Genomic DNA, 25,130 nt, shown 5'->3' with positions numbered 1-25,130 from the left:
CAACCCTGCCCATCGACAACTCCAACCGGGCTAGGGGGAGAAGATCTTGAGTTGAGAATCGAGCATCTTTTGCGTGGGCTTAAAATGGCTCATGGGTTCAGCCGGAGGAGCAGGATTTGAGTTTATCGTCAGCCTCAGTTTCGCCAACGTACCGGGATCCGTTGATAGCCCAAATTGTTGAGCGGGGGGTGGCCGAGATCTTTCCGGGAGGGCCTGCTGCCCTGGCGGAGCGCCTGGCCACAACAAATCGTCCCTTGCGGGTGAAGCTGGGCATCGATCCCACCCGACCGGATCTACACCTGGGCCATTCAGTGGTGTTGCGCAAGTTGCGCCAGTTCCAGGATGCGGGCCATGTGGCTATTTTGCTCATCGGGGACTTCACGGCGCTGGTCGGGGATCCCACCGGCCAATCGGAGGCCCGTCCCCGCCTCACCCCAGCAGAAGTGGAGGAAAACGCCCGCACCTACTTGGAGCAGGCCGGCAAGATCTTGGATTTTGAGACCCCTGGCCGGCTGGAGGTGCGCCGCAACAGCGAGTGGCTGGCCCGCCTGACTCTCAGCGAGCTGATCGAACTCCAGGCCCAGATGACGGTGGGGCAGATGCTGGCCAAAGAAGACTTTGCCCAGCGCTACCGAGCTGGAACGCCAATTTATCTGCACGAATTTCTCTATCCCCTCCTGCAGGGCTACGACTCGGTGGCTCTGGCAGCCGACGTAGAACTGGGGGGAACCGACCAGCGCTTTAACCTGCTCACCGGGCGAGATCTGCAAATTTGGAAGGGCCAAGCGCCGCAGTTCTGCGTGACGGTGCCGCTTTTGGAGGGGTTGGACGGGTACCAGAAAATGTCCAAGTCCAAAAACAACTACGTGGGCCTGACTGAGGATCCCCTCACCATGTACTCCAAGCTGGAGAAGGTGCCGGATCACCTGGTGGAGCGCTATTTTGAGCTGCTGACCTCGGTGCCCCTGTCGGAGCTGCCGGAGGATCCCCGCCAGCGGCAGATCCTCCTAGCCAAAACCCTTGTGGCCCAGTTTCACTCCCCTGCAGCGGCAGAAGAGGCCCAGCGCACCGCCCAAGCCCTGGTGCTAGACGGTATTCTTGCCGAAACGGGATCCATCCCCACCTTTGCCATCGACCGGCTGTCCTACCCTGTTAAGCTCAGCTATATCCTGCGAGAATCCGGCCTGTGCAAGAGTGCTGCGGAAGCCCGTCGGCAGATCCAAGGGGGCGCTGTGCGCCTGGATGGGCAAAAGGTGGAGGATCCCGACCTGGAGTTTGCCCATGTCTCGGAGCTGGCAGGACGGGTTTTGCAGGTGGGCAAAAAGGCCTTTCGTCGGCTAGTGGAAGGCGCAGATTAGTCTTCCCCTCTCCCTGTGGGAAAGGGGTGAGGGGATCCATCAACGGGCAGGCTTGAAGCCGAGTCCGGTTTTTTTCTGCCTGGTCTTGGCTGGGGGATCGGACAGAGGAGAAGGTAAACTACCCGGCTCCGACCGCTAAGCGGTACGGAGCGGGCTTTCAGTAGCCCTGAGCCTGCTCTGCCCTACCAGAGAACAAAACAGGCCCGAACCTCTAGGCTGGTTTACGGCAGCCCCCAAGAGCGCAATCACATTCGCACCATTCAAATCCGCATCCCCTTCCCATCCACAGTGCCCACACTTGAACCGCTTTCCACTGCGGTAGGATTGCGCAGGGTCGGGATGAATGTGCAAACACCGGTGGCAGGTCTGCGACGTGTAGGCGGGCGGAACAAGAATCAGAGAAACCCCTGCAGCCCTCGCCTTGTACTCCAGAAACTGGCGTAGCTGGTAGAACGCCCAACTGTTGGCCCTGCGCCTTTCGGTTTTGCTGCGGGGCTGTTGATTGACTCTTTCCCGAATCCCTGTCAGGTCTTCCAGGGCGATAGCGCTGTTGGTAGCTTTTGCCCTGGAGACAATAGCTTTGGAGATGCGATGATTGACCCACGTTTGGAAGCGTCTCTCCTTGCCAGACAGCCGTTGCAGCAGTTGACGGCATCTGCGCCGCGAACTGCGTGTGCCCTTACTGGCTTTGCGTTGGAGTGCCGCCCTCAGCTTGGAGTAGTGGTCTCGGATTCGGTTCAACTGCTGTCCATTCCAGTTATCCCCCTCTGACGTATGGGCAATATCTGTCCTTCCCAAGTCCACCCCCAGCACTCTACCCGTGCGTTGCGGTGGGGATGGCTCCGTTTCCACACAGATCTGAATAGAGTAGGAACCGTCTTTGCGCTTGACCAGAGTGGCAGATTTGGGATTGGAGCCCGCCAGCCGTTCTCTCTGGTAGCGGCCAATCGCCAGCTCAAAGCGCTCCCGACCCTCCACCGTGGTCAGCGACACCGTCCAGTCTTTCTCGCGGAACGAAAAGATACGAGCGTCATAGGTAGCGAAGCCCCCTTTGAACGCTTTGACGGGGCGGTTTTTCTGTTGGGCAACTTTACGGGCGCCGGCCAGCCGTCTGCAGACCTGCTGAGCCAAGTTACTGGACAAGTCGAACCGGGCGCGGATTTCGCGGTAGCACAGAGACTGGAGCTTAACGGCGTTGGCGACTTTCTCCGGCGTGTTCTGGTTGACCCAATTCAAGGCTTGGCCAAAAGCCTCCAAAGTCGCGTCCAATTTGGCGGCCTGCGACTGGGACGCCTTGAGCTTGCAGGAGACGGTCAGGACTTGGGTCATGGTTCTATTGTGACTTCCGCATTCCTCCCGGCACTGACCCTACGGGTACAGTGCGGGGCTCCTGCGATTTCTAGCTGACGAAGTTGGCGGGAAAACGGGCTCCGGTTTGGGCCGGATCGAGCCCGCCTCGGCTACTGCCTCAGAGAGCTTTTGCCGCACCAGCTCCTGAGTCTCCAAAATGTTGGGATCCGCCGCCCATTCCGGGGCCTCTCGAACGGGATCATCCTCGGAGGTGAACTCCAGGTCGTAGGTCTCGGCGCGGTAATCGAGGCTGAAGCATTCCCAAGCCCGCAGACTGTAAAAATAGGGGAACAAACGCACAATGCGCTCAATATCCAGGTGCTCGGCAAAGCGACGAAAAGCCTCTTCTTCAGAAACCGGGAAAGGGGCGTAGTGTTCTGAAACAAACCACCGCAAGAATTTCCGCGCCTCTGGGATGATCTGCTGGGCGGGCAGGGATCCCAGCACCGCTGCGTTGAAGCAGTTGACCAACAGGTGCTCCAGCATTACCGCGTTGTACTCGGCAAAGCAGGTTTGCTCGCGGCTTTCCACCGGCTGCCAGGGCATGTTGCCGTTGGCGGCAATGAGCAGGTGAACCAGGTCATGGGAGGGGTTGGTTTGGATGTAGCCGTGCCCCTCCAACTTGGCGCCATCGCAGCTAAAGAGCTGGTGTTGGGGGCTCCAATAGAACTTGAGTTGCTTTGCCGCCATGTTCAGTTCTCCTCCTCACCCAGGGGATCCTTTTAGAGCTTACACCTGCACTGATGAGCTGCTATGAACTATAGGCCACGGAGGAGAGCGCCGGCTTATTTGACAATTGGTCAGCGAGAACGCTTGCCACAAGTGGCAAAACAAAGGGGTCTTTATCTCGAAGCAATTCTCGGAGCAGACAGGCTTTAGCCGCCCTACTAGGCTCAAAGCTGAGACCCGCTGTGCTCGCATTGTGAAAAAAGATGAACTCGAGATCCTCTAACTGCAGTAAAAATCTTTACGCCTACACCAAGCGCTACAGTAGCTTTCGGAATTACTGGGTGGTATTGTAACTCCGTACTTTCATGCCACCCCACTATGCTTGCACTGGCAGCTGCAATGACTGTAAAAATACAGCCCGGTCAAGTAAAAAGCCAAAAAGCTGGTTGGCTGCTTCTCCTGGTGCTCGTGGGAAGCTGCCTTGTCGGCTGTGGCTCTTCCGGCGGTACAGGCATTGAGCCGTCTGCTGTGGGATCCCAAGCTCGCCTGACGTTCAATGGGGCTCTGACCCGCTCCTTTTCTGGCACACAAGGGGAAATGGAGTTCAACATCGCCCTCCTGCAAGGCGGGGATCCGCCCCAACCAATAACCCAGCTCTCTGCCAGTCAGGTCAGCCTGCAGGTAAACCGGGTAACCGACTTGCTAGGGATCCCGCAGCCGGTAGCCTTGACCCTGACACCCACCCGGATCGAGAACCCCCCGCCGGATCTGGCTCAGCGGCCTTTGCTCATGGCAGTGCTGATGGATGGCTCAGGCAGCTTGCTGGTTTTGGATCCCCAATCTCGGCGCTTCCTGGCTGTTTTTCGGCTCTTGGATCAATTTCGCCCTGCACCCCTGGATCTGGGCGCCATTCTGCGCTTTGACAACCGGGGGGCAGGTTTTGGCCTTACAGCCCTGGGGCAGCCTCTGCGCACAGCTCAGCTATTGCAGGACTTCACCGGCGACAAAGAGCTGCTGAGACGAGGCGTTTTGCGCGCTGTTCCGGGGGGGAACACTGCCCTCTACGATGCCACGGTAGAAGCCGGGCGTTTCTTGAGCGACTTTCGGCCCACCGAGCGTTTCAACCGCCGCTTGGTGGTATTCACCGATGGGATTGACAACGAAAGCACCCGCTCCATCAACCAAGCTACTCAGGAGCTGACAACTTTGGCCAGAGAGCGAGGACAAAAACTCACCGTGTATGTGGTTGGGTTGGGGGTCGATTTGAATCTTCTGGAGTTACAGCGTCTGGCTGCAGCTACTGAGGGGACTTTTGTGCTGGCACGGTTTGCGGATCAACTTAGCTAAACCGCCGGGAAGCCCCGCACTCTCTGCAACAGCAGGAGGGTCGGGATGAAAGGCGTATATATCCTGTGCCATAATCAACATGGCTGTACAAAACGGCGTTGCCGGAATCTGGTACAGCTACGCGGTGGGACATCCCGTGTCTGCGCGTGGAGGGTTCTTGCAGTAGCTCCCCGATGAAGCGCGAAGCCCACGCTGTACCTGTAGGGTCAGTGATGGGAGTATGTCACTTTTAATCAGCTTCGCTTTGTGGAAGATCTCATTCGCGTTTGCTATGCCCCAGAAGGCGATCAATCGGATCAACCCTGCCGCCTCCGCATTCCGGTGCCCCTACCTCCTGCACCGACGGACTTTCCGACACCTCGACCCACTCCTGCCTCTACCCCGACACTAACACCGACACTAACACCGACGCCAACACCGACGCCAACACCGACGCCAACCAACTAGGTAGGAGCATGCCTCTAACCCCCAAAACCCTGAACTTTGCTGAATTTACTGAGCTTTAGGCGGTTTGGCAAAAGTCATTGAGAGGGATATAGTAGACCAAGTTTCCCCCTGATCCTTGAGTCCACCGCAACGGTTGCCGGGAAGTGAAGGGGGAAAGCGCTCGGGGGGTATTCCTCAGGGCTTTGCGGGATACCGCCTTCCTGCTCAGAGATAGGCAGGATGCGATCGCTTCTTTCCTGAACCATGTTCAGGGGAGTTCAGCGTGAATGTATCAGAGCCGTGTAGCCATGCCCTTGGAGAAGTTCGTCCCGCTATTGCGGTCGCAAAAGCGTTGCGTAGCGATGACGGCTTTCCCCCGGGTGGAGCACGCCAGTCGTTGAAATCTCAATCGAGGTCTGACAGCGCTTGCCGCCTGTGACGGTGGGATGTCAGGCTAAGACAGGAGTGGTTTTGCAGTCGGTAGGAACCATGACGCAGCGTGCCCAAGGATTTTGGCAATGGGGATCCCTTTGCCGGATTGGCCTCTACGTAGCTGCTCTGCTCTGCGGGGTGGCGCTCTGGGGGATCCCGGCCTTGGCTCTGCCCCAGGGGGATGCCATCACGGATCCCCGTACCCTGTTGCGGCGGGCGTTGCCTATTCAGGAAACGAAGCTGCTGGAAATTGATGAGGCCATCTCCAAAATCGACACCGACCTGAAGTACAACCGCTGGTCAGCGGTGCGGGGAGATGTGCGCCAGGTGGAGCGGCTTCTGGATCGCCATGGAGATTCCCTGCTGGCCAGCTTGCCTCCGGATCGGGTGACCCCAGCCTCTGAACAGATGGCTGCGCTGCGGGAGCAGTTGCGGGTGATCGGCCAAGCCAGCGAGCGCAAATCCAAAGGCAAAGAAGAGGCCCGCGCTGCCTACGACCGTCTAGTGGACGAGTTGGGATCCCTCGAAAACAACTGGGTGGGGGCTTTCCCCTACACAGTGCCTGCTGAGTATGCCGACAAACCTCAGCTCTTGGGGCGGGCAGAGGTGGAGCTAAACACCACCGCTGGGCGCATGGTGATCACCTTGGATGGCTACAGCGCCCCCCTCACTGCCGGCAACTTCGCCGACTTGGTGCAGCGGGGCTTCTACGATGGCCTGACCTTTGACCGGGTGGAGACCTTCTTCCTGGCGCAGGCCGGGGATCCCCCTGGCCCTGCCGATGGCTATGTGGATCCCGCCACCGGAAAAATTCGCACCATTCCTATGGAGATTCGCGCCAAAGGCGAGGTGATGCCCCGCTACGGCCAAACTTTTGATCAGATGGGCCTGTGGGATGTGGAGCCGGCCTTGCCTTTTTCTGCCGAAGGGACGGTGGCCATGGCCCGCTATCCCGACGATCCCAACAGCGCTTCTTCCCAGTTTTTCATCTTCATGGCCGAACCGGATCTCACCCCCGCTGGGCTCAACCTGATGGATGGCCGCTATGCGGTGTTCGGCTACGTTACCGAGGGAACGGAGGTGCTGCGCCACATCAAAGTGGGGGATCGGATTTTGAGTGCCAGATTGATTTCCGGCCAAGACAACCTCAAAACTGGAGCCTAGAGGGGATCCCTTCCTTCCTGCCTAACTGTGTCGATAAGCCGCCGTACCGTCGCCGCCCCTGAAGAGGGCTGGAAGCGAAAGGGAAATTTGCCCCTGACCAACAGGCGCAGCCCCAGAGGCACCAAGCTGAGCAGCCCTTTGGGATCCCGGCCCACCACCTGCAGGGCAAAGCGGCGCTCATCTATCCAACCACCGGAGCGCACCAGTTGCACCAGAGTCTTGCGGTGGCGGATGGCTATGGGCAAGGACTCCGTCCGAATAGCGCGAACAGCGTGCTGGCGGGAACGGTCGGTGGGCAGAGCAGCGGTCTTGTCTACAGGGCGGGAGAGGATCCCCTGTTTGAGTTCGGTGATTTGATCCAGAGGTGCCACGCCCATCGGGCAGACGCTGTTGCAGTTCCAGCAGCGGGTACAGCCCCAGACACCAGCCAAGCTATCCAGAGCCTGCAGGCGTTGTTCCCGTTGGCTGTCGCGGCTGTCTTGGACGAGGCGGTTGGCTCTGGCCAGAGCATGGGGGCCGACAAACTCTGGGTTCACCTCTTTGGCATTGCAATCGGAATAGCAGGCTCCGCAGAGAATACAGCCACCGGCAGCGTTGAGATGCTCCCGTTCGGCAGGCAGCTGTAAAAACTCTCGCTCCGGGATGCGTCGCCCCGCCGTGCTGACAAAGGGATCCACCCGGCTGAGATCGTTCCAGAAGGGCTGCATATCCACCACCAGATCCCGCAGAACGGGCAGGTTTCCCAGAGGGCCGATGCGAATAGGCTGCGGCTGGGGGCTGCGGGGATCCAGCTCTTCGCCCACATGTCGGCCACAAGCCAAGGCTGCCCTACCGTTGATGCGCATGGCGCAACTGCCACAGATGGTGTTGCGGCAGTTTTTGCGGAAGGCCAAGCTGCCATCCTGCTCCCACTTGATCTGGTTGAGGCAATCGAGAATGGTGGCGCCAGGGGATGTCTCCAGCCAGAAGGACTGCCAGCGGGGCGGCTCCGGCGGCAACTGTCGGAAAATCTGAAATTCTACTCGCAAAGTGCTCTGCACCGCTGAAGGGAAAGGGGATCCCATCCTAGCTCTCTCCCTATTGCTCCGCAACGCTAACGGGACAGCAGAAGTGGCTACAACGCGCGGCTGAGGGCGCTCCCCGGCCCCTGAAACAACAGCCAAGAAATAAGGAAGTTGGTGACAAACACGCCCAGCAGCGCCGTAACCACTGCATCGGTGGTGGAGCGACCCACCCCCTTGGCTCCCCCGCTGGTGGAAAGGCCCCAGTTGGAGCCGACAATGGCGATCAAAGACCCAAACACCATCGCCTTCAAACAACAGACGAGCAAATCCCAGGAGCTCAGAAGGGTTTGCGCCGAGTTGAGAAACACTGCAGGAGAGATGTTGTAGGCCGAAGCGCAGATGATCATCCCCCCCACCAGCCCCGTCAGCAGGGAGAGGATGGTGAGCACCGGCAGCATCAGCCCCGCAGCCAGCACCCGCGGGATCACCAGATAATCCACCGGATCGGTGCGTAACAACAGCAGAGCGTCGATCTGCTCCGTGACCTTCATGGTGCCCAGCTCGGCGGCAAAGGCGGATCCCACCCGTCCGGCCAAGATCACGGCCGTCACCACCGGTGTCAGCTCGCGGGCAAGGGCAATCGCCAAAACCCCCCCAATTAGGGAGGAAGCGCCAAAGTTGATGAACTCCCGCGCCAACTGGATGGTGAAAACACCGCTGATCACCACCGCCGTAATCAAAACAATCAGCAGCGACTCCAGACCCACCGCCGAAAGCTGATCCAGGGTGTTGCGGCGATGGATACGACCCCGCATCAGATGCAAAATCACCTGGCCGGCCAGGAGAAAACTGCTGCCCACCCGCTGCAACCAGCTCATGGTTTCCGTCTCAAGAAGCCGTTATCGCTAGGCGACGCTTTGGCGACCCCGTTAGGGGGGCGGAGTCCTTCGGGGTTGCCGGCTCCGCTGGCAGCTGAAAGCTGGGCACAAACGAGGCCCGTGTCAGGGGTTGATCCAGGATCAGCCCCTCTCCCCCCAGCACTTCTAGGGCACGGCCTTCCACCGAGATCCAAACCCGGGCGCCGGGGTTTTGGCTGGTGGCGGTGTAGAGCACCTGCGTGACCCGGCTCATCATTGCCGTGGCTCCCCCCCCCTGGGTAAACTCTGGGGAAAAATTGAGAAAAATATCGTCACCTTCCACCCGCACATCCAACACCCGCGTCTGGGGTGGAATGGCGCTGGTAAGGTGGGGATCCCTGGGGCCGGCAATCAGCTCCTCCAGAGCCAGGCGGATGGCTTCCTGAGCGTCGAAGGCGCGAACCGTGCGCTCTTGCTGCACATAGTAAATGGAGTTGTCGGCACTGGTCAGCCAATACAAGGAAAGCGTCTGCCGCGGCCCAATGGTGTACCACCAGGCTGCCCCCATCGCCCCCAGCCCCAGCAAAAAGCCGAGGATCCCCAGTTGTAGGGCCCGGCCCCGACGCGGGCGGGAACGCCGTCCTCCCAACCTAACGGAGCTGAGCTGTGCAATACGGCCTCCGTAGTGGCTCATCGCTGGCAACCCCCTGTCTTACCTAGCTCTAGGGTAGCGAAGAAAAGCCCACTCTGCCGGGGATCCCCCATAGGCTGGACAGGCAAAAGTGCGGCAGCAACTGGGATCCCTTGTATGATGATAATGATTTACACCCGGCATTGCTGAGTCGATAACTGAGCACACAAGGAGCTGAGCCTCAATCATGGTTACTGCCACCGCTACTGCCACCAATGTTGGCTACATCACTCAGGTCATTGGGCCTGTGATCGACGCCGAGTTTCCCAGCGGCAAGCTGCCCGAAATCTACAATGCCCTCAAGGTGGAGGGCACAACCGAAAGCGGCCTGAAGGTTAACGTCACCTTTGAGGTGCAGCAGCTTTTGGGGGATAACCGCGTGCGTGCGGTGGCCATGTCCTCGACCGACGGCCTGGTGCGGGGCATGCCGGTGGTGGATACGGGCGCTCCGATTACTGTGCCGGTCGGGCAGCCCACCCTGGGGCGCATTTTCAATGTGCTGGGAGAGCCGGTTGACCAAGGAGAGCCCGTTCAAGCCCAAGAATTTGCCCCCATCCACCGCAGTGCGCCTCCACTTGTCGATTTGACGATTAAGCCAGAGCCCTTTGAAACCGGCATCAAGGTGATTGACCTGCTGGCCCCCTTCAAAAAGGGGGGCAAGGTGGGCCTGTTTGGCGGTGCCGGCGTCGGCAAGACGGTGCTCATCCAGGAGCTGATCCACAACATCGCTGAGGAGCACTCTGGCCTATCGGTGTTTGCGGGCGTGGGAGAGCGCACCCGCGAGGGCAATGACCTCTACAACGAGATGAAAGAATCCGGCGTGCTGGATAAGGTGGCGCTGGTCTATGGCCAGATGAACGAGCCACCGGGTGCCCGCATGCGGGTTGGCCTGACTGCCCTGACCATGGCAGAGTACTTCCGCGACGTTAACAAGCAGGACGTGCTGCTGTTCATCGACAATATCTTCCGCTTTGTGCAGGCCGGGTCGGAAGTGTCGGCGCTGTTGGGCCGCATGCCCTCGGCGGTGGGTTACCAGCCCACCTTGGCTACCGAAATGGGCAACCTGCAAGAGCGCATCACCTCTACCAAGCAGGGATCCATCACCTCGGTGCAGGCGGTGTATGTGCCTGCTGACGACTTGACGGATCCGGCCCCAGCCACCACCTTTGCCCACCTCGACTCCACGGTGGTATTGTCCCGCAGCTTGGCAGCCAAGGGTATCTATCCGGCGGTGGATCCCCTGGATTCCTCTTCCACCATCCTGCAGGCGGACATTGTGGGCGAAGAGCACTACAACACCGCCCGGGCAGTGAAGCAAACGCTGCAGCGCTACAAAGAGCTGCAAGATATCATCGCCATCCTGGGGCTGGACGAGCTGTCGGAAGAGGACAAGCTGGTGGTGGCCCGCGCCCGCCGCATCGAGCGTTTCCTGTCCCAGCCGTTCTTCGTGGCGGAGGTGTTCACCGGCTCCCCCGGCAAGTACGTGAAACTGGCAGACACCATCAAGGGCTTCCAGCGCATTTTGTCGGGGGAATTGGACAATCTGCCGGAGCAAGCCTTCTACTTGGTGGGCACCATCGAAGAGGCCATCGAGAAAGCGGAGAAGCTCAAGTCCAAGTGATCCCTCACCCCCAGCCCCTTTCCCACAGGAGGAGAGGGGAGTTGCCGATAGCGCGGCGACTGGGCTCCCCAGGGTTGAAGGGGGGAACGCCCTGGTGGCATTGCTGACTGAAAGCGCTCCCCAGACCCGGCAGGGCTCCTTCTTTTCGGAGGAGCCTTGGTTTTATCTACAGGTGGGACGGCTGCTAGGGATCCCCGGCGACAGGCCCGAAGCGATAGCCCTTGCCGTAGACGGTGTGGATCAATTCTGCTGCTCCGGGCAACCTGAGGCGGCGCCGCAGCAGGCGCACCTGAGCTGCCAAGACATTGCTGCTGGGGGGATCCTCTCCGGCCCACACCTGCTCGTAGATCTGGTCGTGGGTGAGCAACTGGCCGGGGTGGGTCATGAAGTACTCCAGCAGGCGAAACTCTTTTTGGGAGAGGTGGATCATCCGCCCCTGCCGGTAGGCCACCTGGTTCTCCCGATCCAGCTCCAAATCCCCGACCTGCAGGCGAGGGATCCCTTCTCCAGTACCTGTGGTTCGCCGCAAGAGGGCCCGCACCCGCGCCAGCAGTTCCCGCAGCTCGAACGGCTTCACCAAGTAATCATCTGCCCCGGCATCCAGCCCTTCCACCCGGTCGTCTAGGGTATCTTTGGCCGTCAGAAACAGGATGGGGGTGGTGCAATCCACCTGCCGTACCCGCTGGCAGAGGGAAAGCCCAGAGAGCTCCGGCAACATCCAATCCAAGACCAGCAGATCGTAGGGCAGAGCGGGGGACTTTTGCAGCAGCTCCCAGGCCCGCCCTCCTGTGTAGGCGACGTCCACCGTGTAGCCCTCTCGCCTCAATTGCTGGGCCAGAGAATCGGCCAACTCCACTTCATCGTCCACCAACAAAATCCGTGCCATAGGACTCCGTCCCGCTAACGCGAACGCCTCAGGACTCAGTCTCGCCGTCGTCTTGGAAACTGACGCACGCAGGAAAGGACTCCTTTCCGCCAGAGCGTTGCGCAGCAATCACAGAACTGGGGAGCGGCTCAAGCTGCAAGGATAGATTGTAAAGGCGGCGCCGCGTCCAGATGGGGGATCCCTGCAGACGCTGGGCCAACCGGCGGCTGGCTGCAGACCGGGACAGGCCCTCGGCCAGCAATCGGGCCATTTCTTGACGAATTTCCGCTTCCGATTCACTGTCTCCCCGCCCATTCAAGGACTCCGTCCCGCCTCTGGCAGGGTTAGGGCTGGGAACGGCACCCACATATCCCTCAAGCAAGAGGGTGAACTCCCCCCGCGGCGGCTGGGCGGCGCAGTGCTCCAGAGCTGCTGCCAGGGATCCCCGCCAGAAGGACTCATACAGCTTGGTCAGCTCCCGCGCCAGCACGATCTGCCGCTCTGGGCCGCAGTGATCCAGCAGATCCTGCAGAGTTTGGCGCAGGCGATGGGGGGCTTCATAGAGAACGACGGTGCGCTCTTCTTGGGCCAACTGTTGCAGGCGGGCCTGTCGCTGACTGGGTTTAAGCGGCAAAAATCCCTCGAACACGAATCGTTCTGTGGGCAGGCCCGAAGCGGTCAAGGCCGCAACAGCAGCTACCGGCCCCGGCACAGGGATCACCGGGATCCCGGCCTGAATGCAGGCACGCACCAGCTCTTCTCCCGGATCGGAGATGGCAGGAGTGCCGGCATCGCTGATCAGGGCCACCGACTGGCCCGCCGACAGATACTTCAGGAGTTGCGGGATCCGTTGGGCAGCGTTGTGCTCGTGATAGCTGATGAGGCGGGCGGAGATTTGAAAATGTTTAAGAAGCTGGCCGGAGTGGCGAGTATCTTCTGCCGCCACCCAGTCCACTTCCCGCAAAACCCGCAGCGCCCGCAGGGTGATGTCTTCGCGGTTGCCGATGGGGGTGGCCACCAAATAAAGGCTGGCGGTGGGGTGTTCCATCCCGAGCTCCAAGGCTGAGCTGCCGATAACCAGACAATAGCCAATTAGAGCAATTAGAGATCGCCTCGGATCCCCAGATTAACCTCTCTTGGCCGGTGCCCCGATACCCAAGCATCTGCCTTTCGCGGTAGCGGGACGGAGTCCTTTCGCGGTAGCGGGACGGAGTCCTATGGCAGGATCGAGAAGTGCTGCGGAGAGGGATCCCGGTGCGCTTGACAACGCGGGCCACCTATAGCATCAAAGCTTTGTTGGATCTGGCGATGCTCGGCTCCGGGCAAATGGCTTCGGTGCGGGCCATTGCTCAGCGACAGGGGATCCCAGCTCCCTACCTGGAAAAGTTGCTGATTGAGTTGCGCCAGGCCGGCTTGGTTTGTTCCCAACGGGGGGCCCAGGGAGGCTACCGGTTGGCACGGGCGCCGCGGCGGATCCCGATCAGCGCCATTTTGGCGGCGGTGGGAGAATCCCTGCATCCTCTTGTGGAGAGTTCTGACGCCACAGCCGTGTATTCGGCGGAGCGGCTGGACTGGGTGACGGAAGCCCTGTGGAAGCGGATCGCTCGGCAAGTGCAGCAGGTGCTGGAGGAAACCACCTTGGAAGATCTGTATTTTGATGTTCGGAGCTGGCAGGCGGCTCAGGATCAGGAGAGTGGATTTGTGGTTTGAGCCTGCTGGCGGGATGGAGTCATCGCTGTTTTTCCCGGCCCAACCAACTGCCGGGGTGGTGCTGGCGGCAGCTTTGGCTTTGGATTATCTGCTGGCGGATCCCTGGGGTTGGCCTCATCCGGTGCGGGTGATGGGGGCTGTAATTGCCTGGGGACAAGGCTATATCCTCAAGCACTGTTCGACTCCGCAAGCACAACAGTGGGGCGGGGCAGTTCTCACCCTAACTTTGGTGGGGGGATCCTACGGCGTGGGCTGGGGACTGGTCGCCATCGGCAATACCATCCACCCCTGGGCAGGGATCCTCGTGCAGGTGATCCTGATGGCCAGCTGTCTGGGAGGGCGCAGCCTGCGCTTTGCCGCCTTGGAGGTGTTGGATCCCTTGGAAAAAGAGGATCTGCCGGAGGCCCGTCAACGTCTCAGCCGCTACGTGGGGCGGGATACAGAGCACCTGACGGCATCGGAGATTTTGCGGGCGCTGATTGAGACGGTGGCCGAAAATACTCCCGACGGAGCAACTGCCCCTCTGTTCTACGCCTTCTTGGGAGGGGCGCCCTTGGCCCTAGCCTACAAGGCCAGCAGCACGCTGGATTCGATGGTGGGCTACCGCCACCCCCCTTTCACCCATTTGGGCACAGTGCCGGCCCGCTGTGAGGATGGGCTGACTTGGCTGCCCTGCCGCCTGACGGTGCTCACGCTGGCGCTGCTCAGCCGGGATCCTTGGGGGTTCTGGCAGCGGTGTCGTCAGGACGCGCAGGCGGATCCCAGCCCCAATTCGGGGTGGAGCGAAGCGGCTTTTGCCTGGCGGCTGCAGATCCAATTGGGGGGAACCAATTTCTATCAGGGGATCCCGAAGGTGAAACCCAAATTGGGGATCCCAGCTCGCCCCTTGACCCCGCAAGTGGTGCGGGAAAGCTTGGGACTGCTGCGACAGGTTGTATGGATTTGGGGGAGTTTGATGGTGGGAGCAACTCTCCTGTTGACCGTTCTGCAACTCATGGTCGTTTATTTCACCCCCTAGGATGAACTAAACAACCGGTTGCTTCCTGCTTCTACGACCCTTACCTAGCTGAGCTTTTGACTCAACCCCGGCAGAGGAATCTCCACAGGTGCAACTTCCCCCAGAACTTGAGGTAGAGTTAGCAAAGCTAACTAGATCGGCGGCAACAAAAACCGTAGCTGCTGTCAACCTGCCGTGAACCTAGAACCGCTGAAATAAACGATGATAAAAACAGCAGCTGCTACAGATATCAAGCACAGGGCGGTGGGGCATCCCGTCCTTTTCGCGTCAGCGGGACGGAGTCCTTGAAGCTCGCACTCTCTCGCTTTAGCGGCGCGGAGCGCTTTGCGTCAACATGAGTGCGGGAGTTATGTCACTTGTGCAACCGTTTATCGCTGGCTGAGCCGAGCAGACCTCACGACAACAAAAGTCAAGACCCGCAAGCGAAAGACAGACTTGGCTGCCCTGCAGCAAGACGTAGACCAGTGCCCAGAAGCTCGACTAAAGGATGGAGCCCAGCGCCAGAGCAATACCCATTAACTGCAGCATTGACAATATCCGACAATATCCAAACAACAAAAAGGCCCCCTTTCGAGGGCTTTTTTGAGGATACTGTTGCGCCGTTTTACCGTGGTTTTCGACCTGGAAAATCCAGTATAGGATACCGGGGATGATTGTCGATAGTTTCCAAATCAAGTTTGGCCTACTGCTCTCACATCCACTTCCCATCCTAATTGTCGAAGGGTATAGATCGCAAAAACATAACGGCAGTCACCAACGCCGCAGAATCCTCTCCCAATCATACCCCATTTTTGGGGTGTGCCCGTCAAGTGCTCACCAAGGGCTAGGATAAAAGACAGCTTGACGGGTTGCTGGCCATGCTTGGTTCCTGGTTAGACAACATCTACGGCGCTTGGTTTCTGCCGGAGCGCACCTTTCGGGCGTTGCGGGAACAGCCTGTTCTCTGGCAAGCCTTTGGGGTGGTGGGACTGCTCAACGTCCTGGATGCGATTCGCCGCTCTGGGGTAAGCCTGCCGAGCATGGTGCTGGCGGTGCTGATGGGATCCCTGGGCTGGGTGGGTTTGGCGGCTTTGTTGCAATTGCTGGCCTTTTGTTTGGGTCGGGCTGTCCCTTCCTTTTCAGCGCTGCTGTGCTTGACGGGGTTTGCCGGTTTGCCGTGGCTGCTGCTGGGGCCTGCTCAATCGTTGGGTGGGGTGGTGGGATCCCTGCTGGGCTTGTCAGCTCTGCTGTGGTTTGTGGTTTGGCAGGTGCGGGCAGTAGCTGTAGCGCTGGATTTGGAGTGGTGGCGGCTGCTGGGCCTGATCCCATTGGCTTTCCTGGGGGGGATCCTGTCCCTGAGCTGGCTGACCAGCGGCGTCGTTGCTTTGGCTTCCTTGGGCTAAAGCTTATAGTTGTTTCAGGTTAAGGTGAAACGCCTAGGCTACTGATCGCGCCAGCGGGACGGAGTCCTTGAAAAGCCTTCCGGTTCTGCGTATTGTTGCTCCGCAACGCTATTGCTATGCCTACGGCACCCTGACGGGAACCGCAACGCTATTGCTCCGCAACGCTGACACGACGACGCGAAGACGCGACTAACGTTCTAGGTGTGGGTGCAGCGTCCTGGTTGGAATTGAAATGATTGTAATTCTCGTTGAATCCCGGCGTGTGGCCAGGGATGCTTCCCTGGAATTAGCGGGGCACTCGCTGCAGATGCGGCTTTTCCTCCGGCAGAATAGCGCCTTCTACGGGGCAAACCTGTAAACAGATGCCACAGTCGATGCAGGTGGAAAACTCAATCCAAAAGTAGTCGGTGCCTTTGGCATTTTTGGTATCGCCGGGGTGGATGCAGGCAACAGGGCAAGCCTCTACACAGTCGGCCACACCTTCACAGATATCGGTGACAATTGTATGCGGCATGGATCCCTCCCAATGATTGCTCTAAGTCAAATTCTAAGTGCAGTTGCCACAAGGTCAGCCTTGACGTCGCCTGCGCTTCCTATGCTTTTGACTTTTTGATTGAGATGCGCGACATTAGCCCAAAGCTGTCTGAAAAAGATGGGGCTTATATCTCAGTTCTAGGGTTCATTTTAGGCCAAAATTGCTCCCCAACGAAGAATTTTCCGGATTGTCGCTTTTTCTGACTTTGTCTGGGGCCTCTCAGCACAGCGCCAACATGTGGGAGGTCAGAGACAGTCGGCAAACCGGCTCCCGCCGCCTCGAGAGTTCTTTCTTGCCAAAAATGCCAAGGGACATACTCTGCTGTGACCTGGGTTTTAACCGAAAGGTAGGATGATTTGGCATAAAACCAAAGGCTAAACCTCTCTGGGATCCCGCTCTTGAGATTGCCACCAACGGCTGAGGGGCCAGTACAAAGCAGGTGCCCAGAGGCTACTTAAAATAGCAGACGTGAGGGAATTGCGTTGATGGTTCCACCAGATGCTCTCCAGAGAACGGGGGCCATCGCCACCAATGTTGCCGAAAAACCGAAGGGAGTTCTCCAATCCATCCAGCAAGGTTTGCGTTCCTGCTGGATCCAGGTCATCGGATCCCTGGGAGGCGGCAAGCCACATCCACTGCAGCGCCATCAGGGTTTCGGCGATCACCACCATACCAAAAACGATCAAGGCCACCGAGATAAAGTCTTCTTGCATGTAGCGTTGTTTTTGCAACTTGGCGGTGAGGATCCCAACTACAGCCAGCCCCAGCGCATGGGTAGGACAAGGGCTGGTCAGCGCATCTTGCAGAAAACCCAGGGTGACCCCGGCAACAGCCCCCTGCCAAGCTTTGCGCCGCACACTCCAGCACACCACCCAGATCAAGGGCCAATCTGGGGTTAAGCCTGCTAGCTCCAAGCCCGGCCCTCGCCACCAAGGGGCCACTGCTGCCAGCAATCCCGACAGGACAGTCACCAGCCAGTTAAAGTGAGACTTAAGCTTAGGAATCAGAGGGTTGAGCATAGCGGTAGATCAAGGCCCATTCCAAGAGACCCAGCGGCGCCGACAGTTCGACAGTGGCTTGAGGGGCAGGGCTGGCATCCAAGTTGACCGCTCGAACCGTTCCCACCACAACCCCGGCTGGGTAAAAGCTGCTCAGGCCCGAGGTCACCACCACATCCCCCACCTCTACTTTGGGGGCCTTGTCGAAAAAATCCAAAATGGCACTCTGGGTGCCCGTACCCCTCAGGATGCCCATGTGTCGGCTGCGACTCAGCATTACCCCGACACGGCTGGTGGGATCGCTGATCAGGAGCACTCGGCTGGTGTTGGGCGTGACCGACTCGACTCGCCCGATCAACCCGCCCGGCGCCATGACTACATCTCCCACCCTGACTCCATGCCGGCTGCCGCGGCTGAGGGTGAGCTGTTGCCACCAGTGATCGGCGCTGCGACCCACCACGGCTGCTGGGATCCCCGCTTGGGGCATTTGCTCGGTAAATTGCAGCAGTCGCTTCAGCTCGCGGTTTTGGTACTGCAACTCGGCTACCAGGGCCTGCAGCTCACGGTTGGCGGCCTGGCTGAGCACCGCAGCGGGATCCACAGGCGGACGGGCTGGAGCAGTGATCCAACTGTACAATTCCACCAACAGGGATCCCTGGGTTTGGCGCAAGCCCAATGCTACCCCCATCGCCAAAGCAGACAGGAGTAACCCCAAGCCGTATCGCCTCCACCATTGGCGTAGCCGATTCAAGCAATACCTCTCCGACCCACTCGACTCACACCTTAGATCAGGGATGGGAAGAAACTCCTCTAGCCCTTGAAGCTGCCGCTCAACACTCGACCTAGGGTTTTGAAATCCTCCAAAACTCGCCCTGTACCGAGCACCACACAACTGAGGGGATCCGGGGCAATGTGAACCAAGATCCCGGTTTCATGGCTGATCAGGGCATCTAGACCCTTGAGCAAGGCTCCTCCCCCGGCCAGCATGATGCCTCGGTCGATGATGTCGGCAGCCAATTCCGGTGGAGTGCGCTCCAGGGTGCGCTTAATGGCTTCCACAATCACCGAGAGGGGCTCGGCCATGCTCTCGCGAATTTCGGTGCTCTTCACCGTGACGGTACGGGGTAAACCCGAGAGCAGGTGTAACCCGCGCACTTCCATGGTCAGTTCCTCTTGAATCGGGTAGGCGGAGCCAATCCGAATCTTGATCTCTTCAGCGGTGCGCTCCCCGATGGTGAGGTTGTGGACTTTTTTCATGTACTGGGCGATGGCCTCGCTCAGTTCATCTCCCGCTACCCGCACCGACTCGCTCAGCACGATCCCCTGCAAACTGAGGACGGCTACCTCAGTGGTGCCGCCGCCAATGTCGATGATCATGTTCCCAGTGGGCTCTTGCACCGGCAGCCCGGCCCCGATTGCTGCTGCCACCGGCTCATCCACCAAATACACCTCCCGCGACCCAGCTTGGAGAGCGGCTTCCATCACCGCCCGTCGCTCCACCCCAGTCACACCGCTGGGGATCCCAATCACAATGCGGGGAGCAATCAGGTACCGGCCCTCGTGTACGCGGTGGATGAAGTGTTTTAGCATCATCTCCGCCGTGTCGAAATCGGCAATCACCCCATCTCGCAGAGGACGCACCGCTACAATGTTGCCGGGGGTACGGCCCAACATTTTTTTGGCATCTTCCCCCACAGCCAGGGGTTGCTTGGTGTTTTGGTCGATGGCGACCACAGAGGGCTCTTGCAGGACAATGCCTCGCCCGGCCACGTAGACCAGCGTGTTGGCAGTGCCCAAATCAATGCCCATATCACGGGAAAATCGGCTGAATAACCCCACGGTAAGTCGCTCCAGTCTTGATTTGGGAAGAAGCAGCAAGCTTTGGTACCTACTATAGTCTAGTTCTGCAAGAGAATCTCCCCCGAAGAGTGGGAATCTGCTCCAGAGAAACCGGCTATGGCTGTATCCCAGCCAGCTGTGGAAGATCGAATTCGCCGCTAAGGTGCAATCCTGTTGTGATTCGGGATCCCTCGTGCCTAAGGTTGCCATTGCTCCAGCCGGCTATCCGGCCATCGCCCCCTATTCTCCCGGCGTGAAGGTGGGCAAAATACCCTCTACATCTCGGGCACATTGGCCCTGGATCCGGAGGGCAAGACGGTGGATCCGACATCGCCACCCAGACTCGCGTGGTGTTGGAGCTGAGTGACATCCTCCCGACGCTCACCCTGCGGGTACAGCGCGGGGCTTCTCGGCAGTTTAGCTAAGATAGACCAACCCGGTCTTTTGGCGGTTGCGATGCAGCTCTCTGGTGCCTTGGTTAGCGTGGCTACCCCGGACTTGCCTCGTCTACAACGCTTCTATCGGGATCTCTTGGGGATCTCTCCCCAAGTCCAGCTCCCGACAGAGGGGGATCCGGTGTACGTAGAGTTTCGTCTGCCAGGGTTGCGGCTGGGCCTCTATCGCAGCCGTCATCTCGATGGTGGTGCCCAAGCCGCAGCGGTGAGCCTCTGCCTGCAGGTGCAGGATTTACAGGGATCCCTGACAACACTGGAAGGGTTGGCGGGAGCTTATCAGATCTCCATTTCCCCCCTGCGGCAAGCCTTTCATGGACAGGAGGTGGATTTTCGGGATCCCGATGGCAACCGGATTGTGCTGCACCAGCCCTCTGCTGCTTTTGAGGAAGCGACGGCCTGGGATCCCCAGGGTTAGATTCGCCAGAGATAGATGGTGTAGGTGTTGATAACATCCGATACAGTGGTGGTGGCGGTGGGGAGCCAATCTCCCATGTCGAAGGAGTGGGTGACCAGACGAGCGCCGGGCCGAAGCTGGGAGCGCAGCTTGTCTCGGATCAGCAGGTGGGAGCGGGGCAGCAAATAGCAGCTCACCACCGTCGCCGGGGTTAAGTCCAGAGTGAGCAGATCCTGCTGGAGAAAGGTAACTCGATCCTGAACTTGGGCTTCTCGGGCCCGCTGTTGGGCTTCCAGGATGCGCTCCGGGTCGATATCCACTCCCATGCCCTGTGTGCCAAAGCGCTGCGCCGCCCGGATGAGAATGCGGCCATCCCCACAGCCCAAGTCGTAGAGAGTATCCTCGCTCCCCACCTGGGCCAAATCCAGCATGGCATCGACAACCAAGGGCAAGGTGCGCACATAGGGGGCCAAGCGGATTCCCTCTGGACTTTGCGGGTTGGGCTGGCATTGGAAGAAGGGATCCCTGCCCACCGAGTTCTGACCCAGCTTAGGTTTGAAACCGCGGGGCACCAAGGGTTGATTCCGAGAAGAGCGGTTTTCTCTGTTCATCAAATATTCTCATCAATTTCCCATCAGTCTATCAACCTGTCGCAGTACAGAGCCCCTGCCGTTCTACTGGGTGGAAAGTCACCGCCAATTGCGTCGGCTCAAGTACAGTCTACTAAGGGGTTATGGGATACACCTGTATGGTCATTTTCAACAGGAATGAAACATCTCCGTTCCATTGCTCTCTAACTCCCCTCTCCCTCTGGAGGGGCTGGGGGAAGCGGCGCGGAGCGTCTGGGCAGCGGCGGGAGTATCTCAATCGAGTCTGGAATGACTATGAACCTGCTTGTTCTAAACCTCACTGGGGTCAAGCCTCGGAAACACGATTTTTATACCCTTTTATATCCCTTAATTTGTAACGGGCTGTATCTCAAAAAATATCTTGATTCAACAACTTAGCCAGGCGTTCCAGCCCCTTTTTGACTTGGCGGGAAACGGTAACGGCACTGATCCCTAGCCGCTCTGCCGTTTCTTTTTGGGTGAGGTCGTAGAAGAAGACAAATTCCAAAATCTTGCGGGTGCGTTCCTCCAGCTTGGCCAAGGCATGCTGTAGGCGAATGCGGTCTTCTTCGGCCAGTTGAAAACTGCGGTAGCGCTGATCCGGAACGACCTCCCCCAGAGCAACACTGTCTTCCTCGGTTTGAATCGGGGCATCCAGGCTGAGCAAAAGGCTGTTTTGTTGGGCCAGTTCCAGCTCTCGCCATTCCTGCTCCGTCAGTTGTAGGGCTTCTCTCACCTCGGCCTCAGAGGGAGAACGGCCCAACTCTTGCCGCAGACGGGCAATCACCTTCTTGGCTTGTCGTTGCAGAGTTGTCCAGCGGCGTGGGATCCGCATGGTGGGGCTCTTGTCCCGCAGGTAATGTTGAATTTCTCCGCGAATGTAGGGCAGGGCAAAGGAGCTAAAAGCCAGGCCTCGGCTGATGTCAAAGCGTTCGATAGCTTGAATCAAACCCAAACAGCCAACTTGCACCAGGTCGTCGTACCCCTCATTGCATTGGTTGCGCCAGTGGTGGGCCTCTTTGCGCACCAAGCCCAAGTTCATTTCCACCAGCCGGTTGCGCAGGGCTGGATCGCGATTCTGGTGGTACAGCCGCAACAGTTCGGCAGTTCGGGCTTTAACATCCTCACTAGATGCCATAGATCCACATGCGGCTGGGAATCCGGTCTTGGCCAAAGGCAATGGAGGGAGGGCCGCCGGTCGCCTCAGGGAGACGGAGTTCTTGGGAGAGGTCAGGCGAGGGGCCGTTATCATAGACAACCACTTTACCGATTTGCCGAAAATAACTGTAGAACAAGCACTCAAGGAACTCGAAAACCATTCAAAGGTTGAGGATCCCACCCATAACCAACACCCATCCAGTCAAGAGACGCTTTTGCCCAGCCAGACCCTGCGCAAGCAGGTGCTACAGGGCTACAGGGATGGCGTTAGAAGCACAACCGGACACTGTTGAGATTTGCCAAGAGCTGGAACGTTCTTAGTTTGACCAGGTTTCTTGACCCAAGCAACAGCATCTCCACGGAAAATCGGCGGGTTTCATCGGCAAAAGAGCGCAATTTTCCCGTAAGACCCAACGAAATTGCCGGATTTCTGTTGTTGGCGTGCTCTCGTGGTTATTGGTGATTGGGTCAGGTTGGCGGTGAAACAGCCTGTGCATTCCAGCCTCTCCTCTCCTTCTGGGAGGTGAGAACGTCAAGAGGCTGTTCGTGACAGCGGCGGGGGGTTCTTGGGGGGATCCGTGCCGGCAAGGGCTGCCAAAAAGGATGCAAAACTCGGCTCCTCGCGAATGAGGTCGAAATAGGGCTCAGAGGAGAGCAAGGGGCGGTAGCGTTCCGGCTCCAGGCGTAGGGCTTGCTCCAAAGCTTGTAGGGCCTGAGGCACTTGGCCTTCCCAGGCGTAGCAGCAGGCTTTGGCGTAGTGAGCCTCGGCATTGCTAGGATCCATCTGCAGGGCCCGATCAAAACTCTGGATGGCCAGCTCGTAGAGGTTCAAGTCCATCAGCACCAGGCCGCGCTGCACCCAGATCTGAGGGCGTTTGGGATCCTGCGCCAGGGCACGGTCATAGCTGTTGAGGGCCTCCATCGGGTTGCCGAGGCGGTGGTGGGCAAGGGCATGGCCGGCCCAGAGAGAGGCCGATTCGGAGCCCAGTTGCAGGGCTCGTTCGTAGCTGGCCAGAGCATCGACGTAGCGCTCTAGGTGAAACAGAGCCAGGCCCCGACTCTGCCAAACTTGGGCATTGACGGGGTTGATGGCGAGGGCTTTCTCGTAGCTGATTAGGGATCCCTGCCACCGTCCCAGAGAGGCTAAGGTTAGCCCGTGCAGGTACCACGTTTCCGGGCTGTCGGGGCTGAGGGCAAGGGCCCGTTCGTAGGCACGTAGGGCTTCTTCGTAGCGGCCCAATTGCCGCAGCGTGTTGGCCTGGTTAAAGCGGGCCTCAAAAAAATCCGGTTTCAGCCGCAGAGCCCGCTCATAGCTGGCCAGAGCTTCTTGATGGCGACCGAGATCGTCCAGCAGAGAACCACGGTTGTTCCAGGCTTCGGGGAAGTCCGGCTTCAGCTCCAGGGCGCGGTCGTAGCTGGCCAGGGCAGCTTGGGCTTGCCCCAGGTGGTCGAGGGTGGTGGCGCGGTTGTACCAGGCAATGGGATCCTGCGGCTGATCTCCCACCGCCTGCTCGAAGGGCTGTAGTTGAGCCGCCTGTTCCGCCGAAAGGGCAGATGGGTCAACCGCCGGGGCCGGCGAAACGGCTGTAGATTCTGGGGAGGCAGCACGCTTCTGCCGCCGCAGCCACCAGGCCCAACCCCCGGCCAAAAGCAACAGGCTCGCCCCCAGCACCAGCACGCCCACGTCGGTCGGGGCAATCACAAACGGCATGACCCACTTCCTCTTTTCTGCGCGCCTCTACATCATCACCAAAAACGGCAAGGGATCGCTGGGCCCTGCCGGCGAGATCAGCTCAATGCGCTTTTCGCCAGGGTAGGTGCTGGGATCGATCTCAAAGGTAACCGTCAGCGCCTCGGCGTTGGCCTGCACCGGTTCCCTAGAGCGTCCCAAGGGATCCCCAAAGCTGACTCGGATCCCTTTACCCGCCGGGCTGACTCGGATTTCCGTCACCTGATCCAGATGGGATCCCTCTAGGGTACAGACGATTACATCCCCGACAAAGGCCTCCAGAGGCCAGCCCCGCCGCACCACCGGTTTGGACATGGTTGTCGCTCCCACAGGCTTCTGCATCTCAGTTTAATTTTTCATTTTCCCCTCCCTGCTCCAGCCCAAAACGGCTTTGGTGGCAGAGAGGCTCTCCCCCCTTGGGCCGGATCTCCTGCCACCCCTGTAGAGAAGAGGGAGTTGGGGAAAGGGCAACGGCAGGCGCTCGCAGCAACACCTGGCGGTCTGGGCCCACGCTCACCAAGCGGGGCATCTCTCCAAGGCTATCGGCCACCGCAAACAGCACCCGCTCTCGCGCCTGGGGATCCCAGCCCAGCAGCTGCGCATACCCCAGCGCCGGCGGCGGATCCCAGATTTGCACCGGTGGGATCCCTGTCGAGCCAGTGGGCAAAGGCCAGACCACCGCCCGATCCCAGCTCAAATCGGTCTGGAACCAGCCTTCGTACTCCCGCGCCAGCAAAGTGTTCCCCTGCCAGGCTAGAGGCAGGATCATGGCAAAATCCAATGCCTCAACGGGGTCGTACACCGACCCTGAGGCTTGATAGATAACCTGCAAGGCCCGAGTACGGGTGTTCTCGGCAAACAACACACTGGTCAACCGACCAGCCTGAGGCGTGGCCACCAAATCTAGCCGTGTGTACACCTGCCACTGGGGATCCGGCGCCGGCAAGGGATCGCTGCGCAACAGGCCAACCAATGTGCATTGCCGCTGCCGGGCTTGCTCCTGCAAGTCGTACACCCATTCCCAAGGGATGGGCAAAGTAGGGGGAGAGGAGACTCCAGGGGCAGCCGGCGCCATGTCCCTCGCCCAGGCAGCGCTCCCCTCCGCCCAGCCGATCCAAACAGCCACAAGGGCTCTCCCCAGTTGCCACAGCCAGTTTTGCCTGAGCCAGCCCCCCATCTGCCTCACCTTCCGTCGTGACATACTCCCGCACTCATGCTGACGCAAAGCGCTCCGCGCCGCTAACGCGAAAAGGACGTTTCCTGCGCTTGAGGACTACGTCCCGCTGACGCGAAAAGAACGGGATGCCCCACCGCCCTGTGCTTGATGTTGATGGCCGCATGGTGGTCGCGCTCTAGTTCTAGGTCGTGTTGATCTTATGTTAGGATAGAGAGAATAATTTATAGAGGAAAGAGGATGAAGTTGGTTTTTTTAGATGAAAACAAATGGCAGAAGATATTGGCTTTTTTACAGACAGAAGAGAGAGTTAACATTGGGAAAGAAGCAAACTGCAAACAGTTTA

26 protein-coding genes, 1 other RNA gene and 1 pseudogene are annotated in these 25,130 nt (G+C 59.1%); 10 read left to right on the top strand and 18 right to left on the bottom strand.

The annotated features are described in order from the left end of the window. The first annotated feature begins 116 nt into the window (after positions 1–116). Entirely contained in the window at positions 117–1,358 is a 1,242-nt protein-coding gene (tyrS, locus tag ACVWY9_RS03600; RefSeq protein ID WP_457387536.1) for a tyrosine--tRNA ligase, read from the top strand. Positions 1,359–1,493: 135 nt separating this feature from the next. Here tyrS and ACVWY9_RS03595 read toward each other — a convergent pair whose 3' ends face one another. Further along, the gene (locus tag ACVWY9_RS03595) at positions 1,494–2,687 is read right to left on the bottom strand and encodes an RNA-guided endonuclease InsQ/TnpB family protein (protein ID WP_457387535.1); all 1,194 of its coding nucleotides are present in this window, start codon (positions 2,685–2,687) and stop codon (positions 1,494–1,496) included. A 39-nt stretch (positions 2,688–2,726) separates the two neighbouring features. Beyond that, positions 2,727–3,398 carry a hypothetical protein gene (locus tag ACVWY9_RS03590; RefSeq protein WP_457387534.1) on the bottom strand — a complete coding sequence of 224 codons (672 nt, stop codon included), beginning with the start codon at positions 3,396–3,398 and terminating at the stop codon, positions 2,727–2,729. A gap of 447 nt (positions 3,399–3,845) precedes the next feature. On the opposite strand from ACVWY9_RS03590, the gene ACVWY9_RS03585 reads away from it, so the two are divergent. Together ACVWY9_RS03585 and ACVWY9_RS03580 are read left to right on the top strand one after the other, a co-directional pair. Beyond that, positions 3,846–4,724, top strand: coding sequence for a vWA domain-containing protein (locus tag ACVWY9_RS03585; RefSeq protein WP_457387533.1), 879 nt, complete (start codon positions 3,846–3,848; stop codon positions 4,722–4,724). Between the two features lie 915 nt (positions 4,725–5,639). Further along, on the top strand, positions 5,640–6,746 hold the full coding sequence (locus ACVWY9_RS03580; RefSeq protein WP_457387532.1) for a peptidylprolyl isomerase: 1,107 nt from the start codon (positions 5,640–5,642) through the stop codon (positions 6,744–6,746). Here the strand turns inward: ACVWY9_RS03580 and ACVWY9_RS03575 are convergent. The 3 genes from ACVWY9_RS03575 to ACVWY9_RS03565 all read right to left on the bottom strand — a co-directional run bounded on the left by ACVWY9_RS03575 (position 6,743) and on the right by ACVWY9_RS03565 (position 9,301). Further along, the gene (locus tag ACVWY9_RS03575; protein ID WP_011434066.1) at positions 6,743–7,774 is read right to left on the bottom strand and encodes a succinate dehydrogenase/fumarate reductase iron-sulfur subunit; all 1,032 of its coding nucleotides are present in this window, start codon (positions 7,772–7,774) and stop codon (positions 6,743–6,745) included. The genes ACVWY9_RS03580 and ACVWY9_RS03575 overlap by 4 nt on opposite strands. A gap of 86 nt (positions 7,775–7,860) precedes the next feature. Further along, positions 7,861–8,628, bottom strand: a complete 768-nt coding sequence (locus ACVWY9_RS03570) for an MlaE family lipid ABC transporter permease subunit (RefSeq protein WP_041436771.1) — start codon at positions 8,626–8,628, stop codon at positions 7,861–7,863. 10 nt (positions 8,629–8,638) lie between these two features. Beyond that, complete coding sequence (locus tag ACVWY9_RS03565; RefSeq protein WP_011434063.1) at positions 8,639–9,301, bottom strand: GerMN domain-containing protein; 663 nt, start codon at positions 9,299–9,301, stop codon at positions 8,639–8,641. 184 nt (positions 9,302–9,485) lie between these two features. On the opposite strand from ACVWY9_RS03565, the gene atpD reads away from it, so the two are divergent. Continuing rightward, on the top strand, positions 9,486–10,919 hold the full coding sequence (atpD, locus tag ACVWY9_RS03560; protein ID WP_011434062.1) for a F0F1 ATP synthase subunit beta: 1,434 nt from the start codon (positions 9,486–9,488) through the stop codon (positions 10,917–10,919). A gap of 184 nt (positions 10,920–11,103) precedes the next feature. Here atpD and rppA read toward each other — a convergent pair whose 3' ends face one another. Then, positions 11,104–11,805 (bottom strand): two-component system response regulator RppA, encoded by a 702-nt coding sequence (gene rppA, locus ACVWY9_RS03555; RefSeq protein WP_457387531.1) that lies wholly within the window; start codon positions 11,803–11,805, stop codon positions 11,104–11,106. A gap of 28 nt (positions 11,806–11,833) precedes the next feature. Further along, positions 11,834–12,832: a 16S rRNA (cytidine(1402)-2'-O)-methyltransferase gene (gene rsmI / locus ACVWY9_RS03550; protein WP_457387530.1), complete on the bottom strand. Its 999-nt coding sequence runs from the start codon at positions 12,830–12,832 to the stop codon at positions 11,834–11,836. Positions 12,833–13,038: 206 nt separating this feature from the next. Between rsmI and ACVWY9_RS03545 the strand changes: the two genes are divergently transcribed. From ACVWY9_RS03545 to ACVWY9_RS03535, 3 genes are all read left to right on the top strand, one after another. Continuing rightward, positions 13,039–13,494 carry an Rrf2 family transcriptional regulator gene (locus ACVWY9_RS03545; protein WP_414331465.1) on the top strand — a complete coding sequence of 152 codons (456 nt, stop codon included), beginning with the start codon at positions 13,039–13,041 and terminating at the stop codon, positions 13,492–13,494. A 13-nt stretch (positions 13,495–13,507) separates the two neighbouring features. Next, positions 13,508–14,512 carry an adenosylcobinamide-phosphate synthase CbiB gene (cbiB, locus tag ACVWY9_RS03540; RefSeq protein WP_414416517.1) on the top strand — a complete coding sequence of 335 codons (1,005 nt, stop codon included), beginning with the start codon at positions 13,508–13,510 and terminating at the stop codon, positions 14,510–14,512. 324 nt (positions 14,513–14,836) lie between these two features. After that, positions 14,837–15,031 (top strand): IS630 transposase-related protein, encoded by a 195-nt coding sequence (locus ACVWY9_RS03535; RefSeq protein ID WP_071818172.1) that lies wholly within the window; start codon positions 14,837–14,839, stop codon positions 15,029–15,031. A 65-nt stretch (positions 15,032–15,096) separates the two neighbouring features. On the opposite strand, the gene ssrS is transcribed toward ACVWY9_RS03535, so the two are convergent. Then, a non-coding RNA gene (ssrS, locus tag ACVWY9_RS03530) (6S RNA) lies at positions 15,097–15,283 on the bottom strand. Between the two features lie 86 nt (positions 15,284–15,369). Here ssrS and ACVWY9_RS03525 point away from each other — a divergent pair. Continuing rightward, entirely contained in the window at positions 15,370–15,894 is a 525-nt protein-coding gene (locus tag ACVWY9_RS03525; protein WP_457387529.1) for a YIP1 family protein, read from the top strand. A gap of 286 nt (positions 15,895–16,180) precedes the next feature. On the opposite strand, the gene ACVWY9_RS03520 is transcribed toward ACVWY9_RS03525, so the two are convergent. The 4 genes from ACVWY9_RS03520 to ACVWY9_RS03505 form a co-directional block, all read right to left on the bottom strand. Continuing rightward, positions 16,181–16,408, bottom strand: coding sequence for an indolepyruvate ferredoxin oxidoreductase subunit alpha (locus ACVWY9_RS03520; RefSeq protein ID WP_011434056.1), 228 nt, complete (start codon positions 16,406–16,408; stop codon positions 16,181–16,183). A gap of 395 nt (positions 16,409–16,803) precedes the next feature. After that, on the bottom strand, positions 16,804–17,448 hold the full coding sequence (gene mreD / locus ACVWY9_RS03515; RefSeq protein WP_457387528.1) for a rod shape-determining protein MreD: 645 nt from the start codon (positions 17,446–17,448) through the stop codon (positions 16,804–16,806). Beyond that, a complete protein-coding gene (gene mreC / locus ACVWY9_RS03510) occupies positions 17,426–18,178 on the bottom strand; it encodes a rod shape-determining protein MreC (protein WP_011434053.1) in 753 nt (250 codons plus the stop codon). Before mreC ends, mreD begins: the two co-directional genes overlap by 23 nt. Before the next feature lie 59 nt (positions 18,179–18,237). Then, positions 18,238–19,266 carry a rod shape-determining protein gene (locus tag ACVWY9_RS03505; RefSeq protein WP_414419661.1) on the bottom strand — a complete coding sequence of 343 codons (1,029 nt, stop codon included), beginning with the start codon at positions 19,264–19,266 and terminating at the stop codon, positions 18,238–18,240. Positions 19,267–19,722: 456 nt separating this feature from the next. On the opposite strand from ACVWY9_RS03505, the gene ACVWY9_RS03500 reads away from it, so the two are divergent. Further along, positions 19,723–20,136 (top strand): VOC family protein, encoded by a 414-nt coding sequence (locus tag ACVWY9_RS03500; protein WP_457387527.1) that lies wholly within the window; start codon positions 19,723–19,725, stop codon positions 20,134–20,136. Here ACVWY9_RS03500 and ACVWY9_RS03495 read toward each other — a convergent pair. From ACVWY9_RS03495 to ACVWY9_RS03470, 6 genes are all read right to left on the bottom strand, one after another. Continuing rightward, the gene (locus ACVWY9_RS03495; protein ID WP_457387526.1) at positions 20,133–20,726 is read right to left on the bottom strand and encodes an SAM-dependent methyltransferase; all 594 of its coding nucleotides are present in this window, start codon (positions 20,724–20,726) and stop codon (positions 20,133–20,135) included. The genes ACVWY9_RS03500 and ACVWY9_RS03495 overlap by 4 nt on opposite strands. A 367-nt stretch (positions 20,727–21,093) precedes the next feature. After that, positions 21,094–21,861 carry an RNA polymerase sigma factor SigF gene (locus ACVWY9_RS03490; RefSeq protein ID WP_414349817.1) on the bottom strand — a complete coding sequence of 256 codons (768 nt, stop codon included), beginning with the start codon at positions 21,859–21,861 and terminating at the stop codon, positions 21,094–21,096. Next, positions 21,851–22,042, bottom strand: coding sequence for a hypothetical protein (locus tag ACVWY9_RS03485; protein WP_041436759.1), 192 nt, complete (start codon positions 22,040–22,042; stop codon positions 21,851–21,853). Before ACVWY9_RS03485 ends, ACVWY9_RS03490 begins: the two co-directional genes overlap by 11 nt. A gap of 371 nt (positions 22,043–22,413) precedes the next feature. Further along, positions 22,414–23,592, bottom strand: coding sequence for a tetratricopeptide repeat protein (locus ACVWY9_RS03480; RefSeq protein ID WP_011434048.1), 1,179 nt, complete (start codon positions 23,590–23,592; stop codon positions 22,414–22,416). A gap of 27 nt (positions 23,593–23,619) precedes the next feature. Beyond that, a complete protein-coding gene (locus tag ACVWY9_RS03475) occupies positions 23,620–23,952 on the bottom strand; it encodes a hypothetical protein (protein ID WP_457387525.1) in 333 nt (110 codons plus the stop codon). 1 nt (position 23,953) lies between these two features. Next, the gene (locus tag ACVWY9_RS03470; protein ID WP_414342821.1) at positions 23,954–24,811 is read right to left on the bottom strand and encodes a hypothetical protein; all 858 of its coding nucleotides are present in this window, start codon (positions 24,809–24,811) and stop codon (positions 23,954–23,956) included. 213 nt (positions 24,812–25,024) lie between these two features. On the opposite strand from ACVWY9_RS03470, the pseudogene ACVWY9_RS03465 reads away from it, so the two are divergent. Beyond that, positions 25,025–25,130: pseudogene (locus ACVWY9_RS03465) on the top strand (IS5-like element ISSoc13 family transposase); the annotation flags it as partial.

It is taken from the genome of Thermostichus sp. OS-CIW-31 (assembly GCF_054060305.1).
Note: the sequence above shows the minus strand (reverse complement) of the source record. Positions and strands in the feature narration are given on the sequence as shown.

Excerpts from the sequence above, each read along its gene's own strand:
- ACVWY9_RS03595 (WP_457387535.1), bottom strand. The coding sequence starts at position 2,687 with ATGACCCAAGTCCTGACCGTCTCCTGCAAGCTCAAGGCGTCCCAGTCG.
- ACVWY9_RS03590 (WP_457387534.1), bottom strand. The coding sequence starts at position 3,398 with ATGGCGGCAAAGCAACTCAAGTTCTATTGGAGCCCCCAACACCAGCTC.
- ACVWY9_RS03580 (WP_457387532.1), top strand. The coding sequence starts at position 5,640 with ATGACGCAGCGTGCCCAAGGATTTTGGCAATGGGGATCCCTTTGCCGG.
- ACVWY9_RS03570 (WP_041436771.1), bottom strand. The coding sequence starts at position 8,628 with ATGAGCTGGTTGCAGCGGGTGGGCAGCAGTTTTCTCCTGGCCGGCCAG.
- ACVWY9_RS03565 (WP_011434063.1), bottom strand. The coding sequence starts at position 9,301 with ATGAGCCACTACGGAGGCCGTATTGCACAGCTCAGCTCCGTTAGGTTG.
- atpD (WP_011434062.1), top strand. The coding sequence starts at position 9,486 with ATGGTTACTGCCACCGCTACTGCCACCAATGTTGGCTACATCACTCAG.
- rppA (WP_457387531.1), bottom strand. The coding sequence starts at position 11,805 with ATGGCACGGATTTTGTTGGTGGACGATGAAGTGGAGTTGGCCGATTCT.
- rsmI (WP_457387530.1), bottom strand. The coding sequence starts at position 12,832 with ATGGAACACCCCACCGCCAGCCTTTATTTGGTGGCCACCCCCATCGGC.
- cbiB (WP_414416517.1), top strand. The coding sequence starts at position 13,508 with ATGGAGTCATCGCTGTTTTTCCCGGCCCAACCAACTGCCGGGGTGGTG.
- ACVWY9_RS03525 (WP_457387529.1), top strand. The coding sequence starts at position 15,370 with ATGCTTGGTTCCTGGTTAGACAACATCTACGGCGCTTGGTTTCTGCCG.
- ACVWY9_RS03520 (WP_011434056.1), bottom strand. The coding sequence starts at position 16,408 with ATGCCGCATACAATTGTCACCGATATCTGTGAAGGTGTGGCCGACTGT.
- mreD (WP_457387528.1), bottom strand. The coding sequence starts at position 17,448 with ATGCTCAACCCTCTGATTCCTAAGCTTAAGTCTCACTTTAACTGGCTG.
- ACVWY9_RS03500 (WP_457387527.1), top strand. The coding sequence starts at position 19,723 with ATGCAGCTCTCTGGTGCCTTGGTTAGCGTGGCTACCCCGGACTTGCCT.
- ACVWY9_RS03495 (WP_457387526.1), bottom strand. The coding sequence starts at position 20,726 with ATGAACAGAGAAAACCGCTCTTCTCGGAATCAACCCTTGGTGCCCCGC.
- ACVWY9_RS03490 (WP_414349817.1), bottom strand. The coding sequence starts at position 21,861 with ATGGCATCTAGTGAGGATGTTAAAGCCCGAACTGCCGAACTGTTGCGG.
- ACVWY9_RS03485 (WP_041436759.1), bottom strand. The coding sequence starts at position 22,042 with ATGGTTTTCGAGTTCCTTGAGTGCTTGTTCTACAGTTATTTTCGGCAA.
- ACVWY9_RS03480 (WP_011434048.1), bottom strand. The coding sequence starts at position 23,592 with ATGCCGTTTGTGATTGCCCCGACCGACGTGGGCGTGCTGGTGCTGGGG.
- ACVWY9_RS03475 (WP_457387525.1), bottom strand. The coding sequence starts at position 23,952 with ATGCAGAAGCCTGTGGGAGCGACAACCATGTCCAAACCGGTGGTGCGG.
- ACVWY9_RS03470 (WP_414342821.1), bottom strand. The coding sequence starts at position 24,811 with ATGTCACGACGGAAGGTGAGGCAGATGGGGGGCTGGCTCAGGCAAAAC.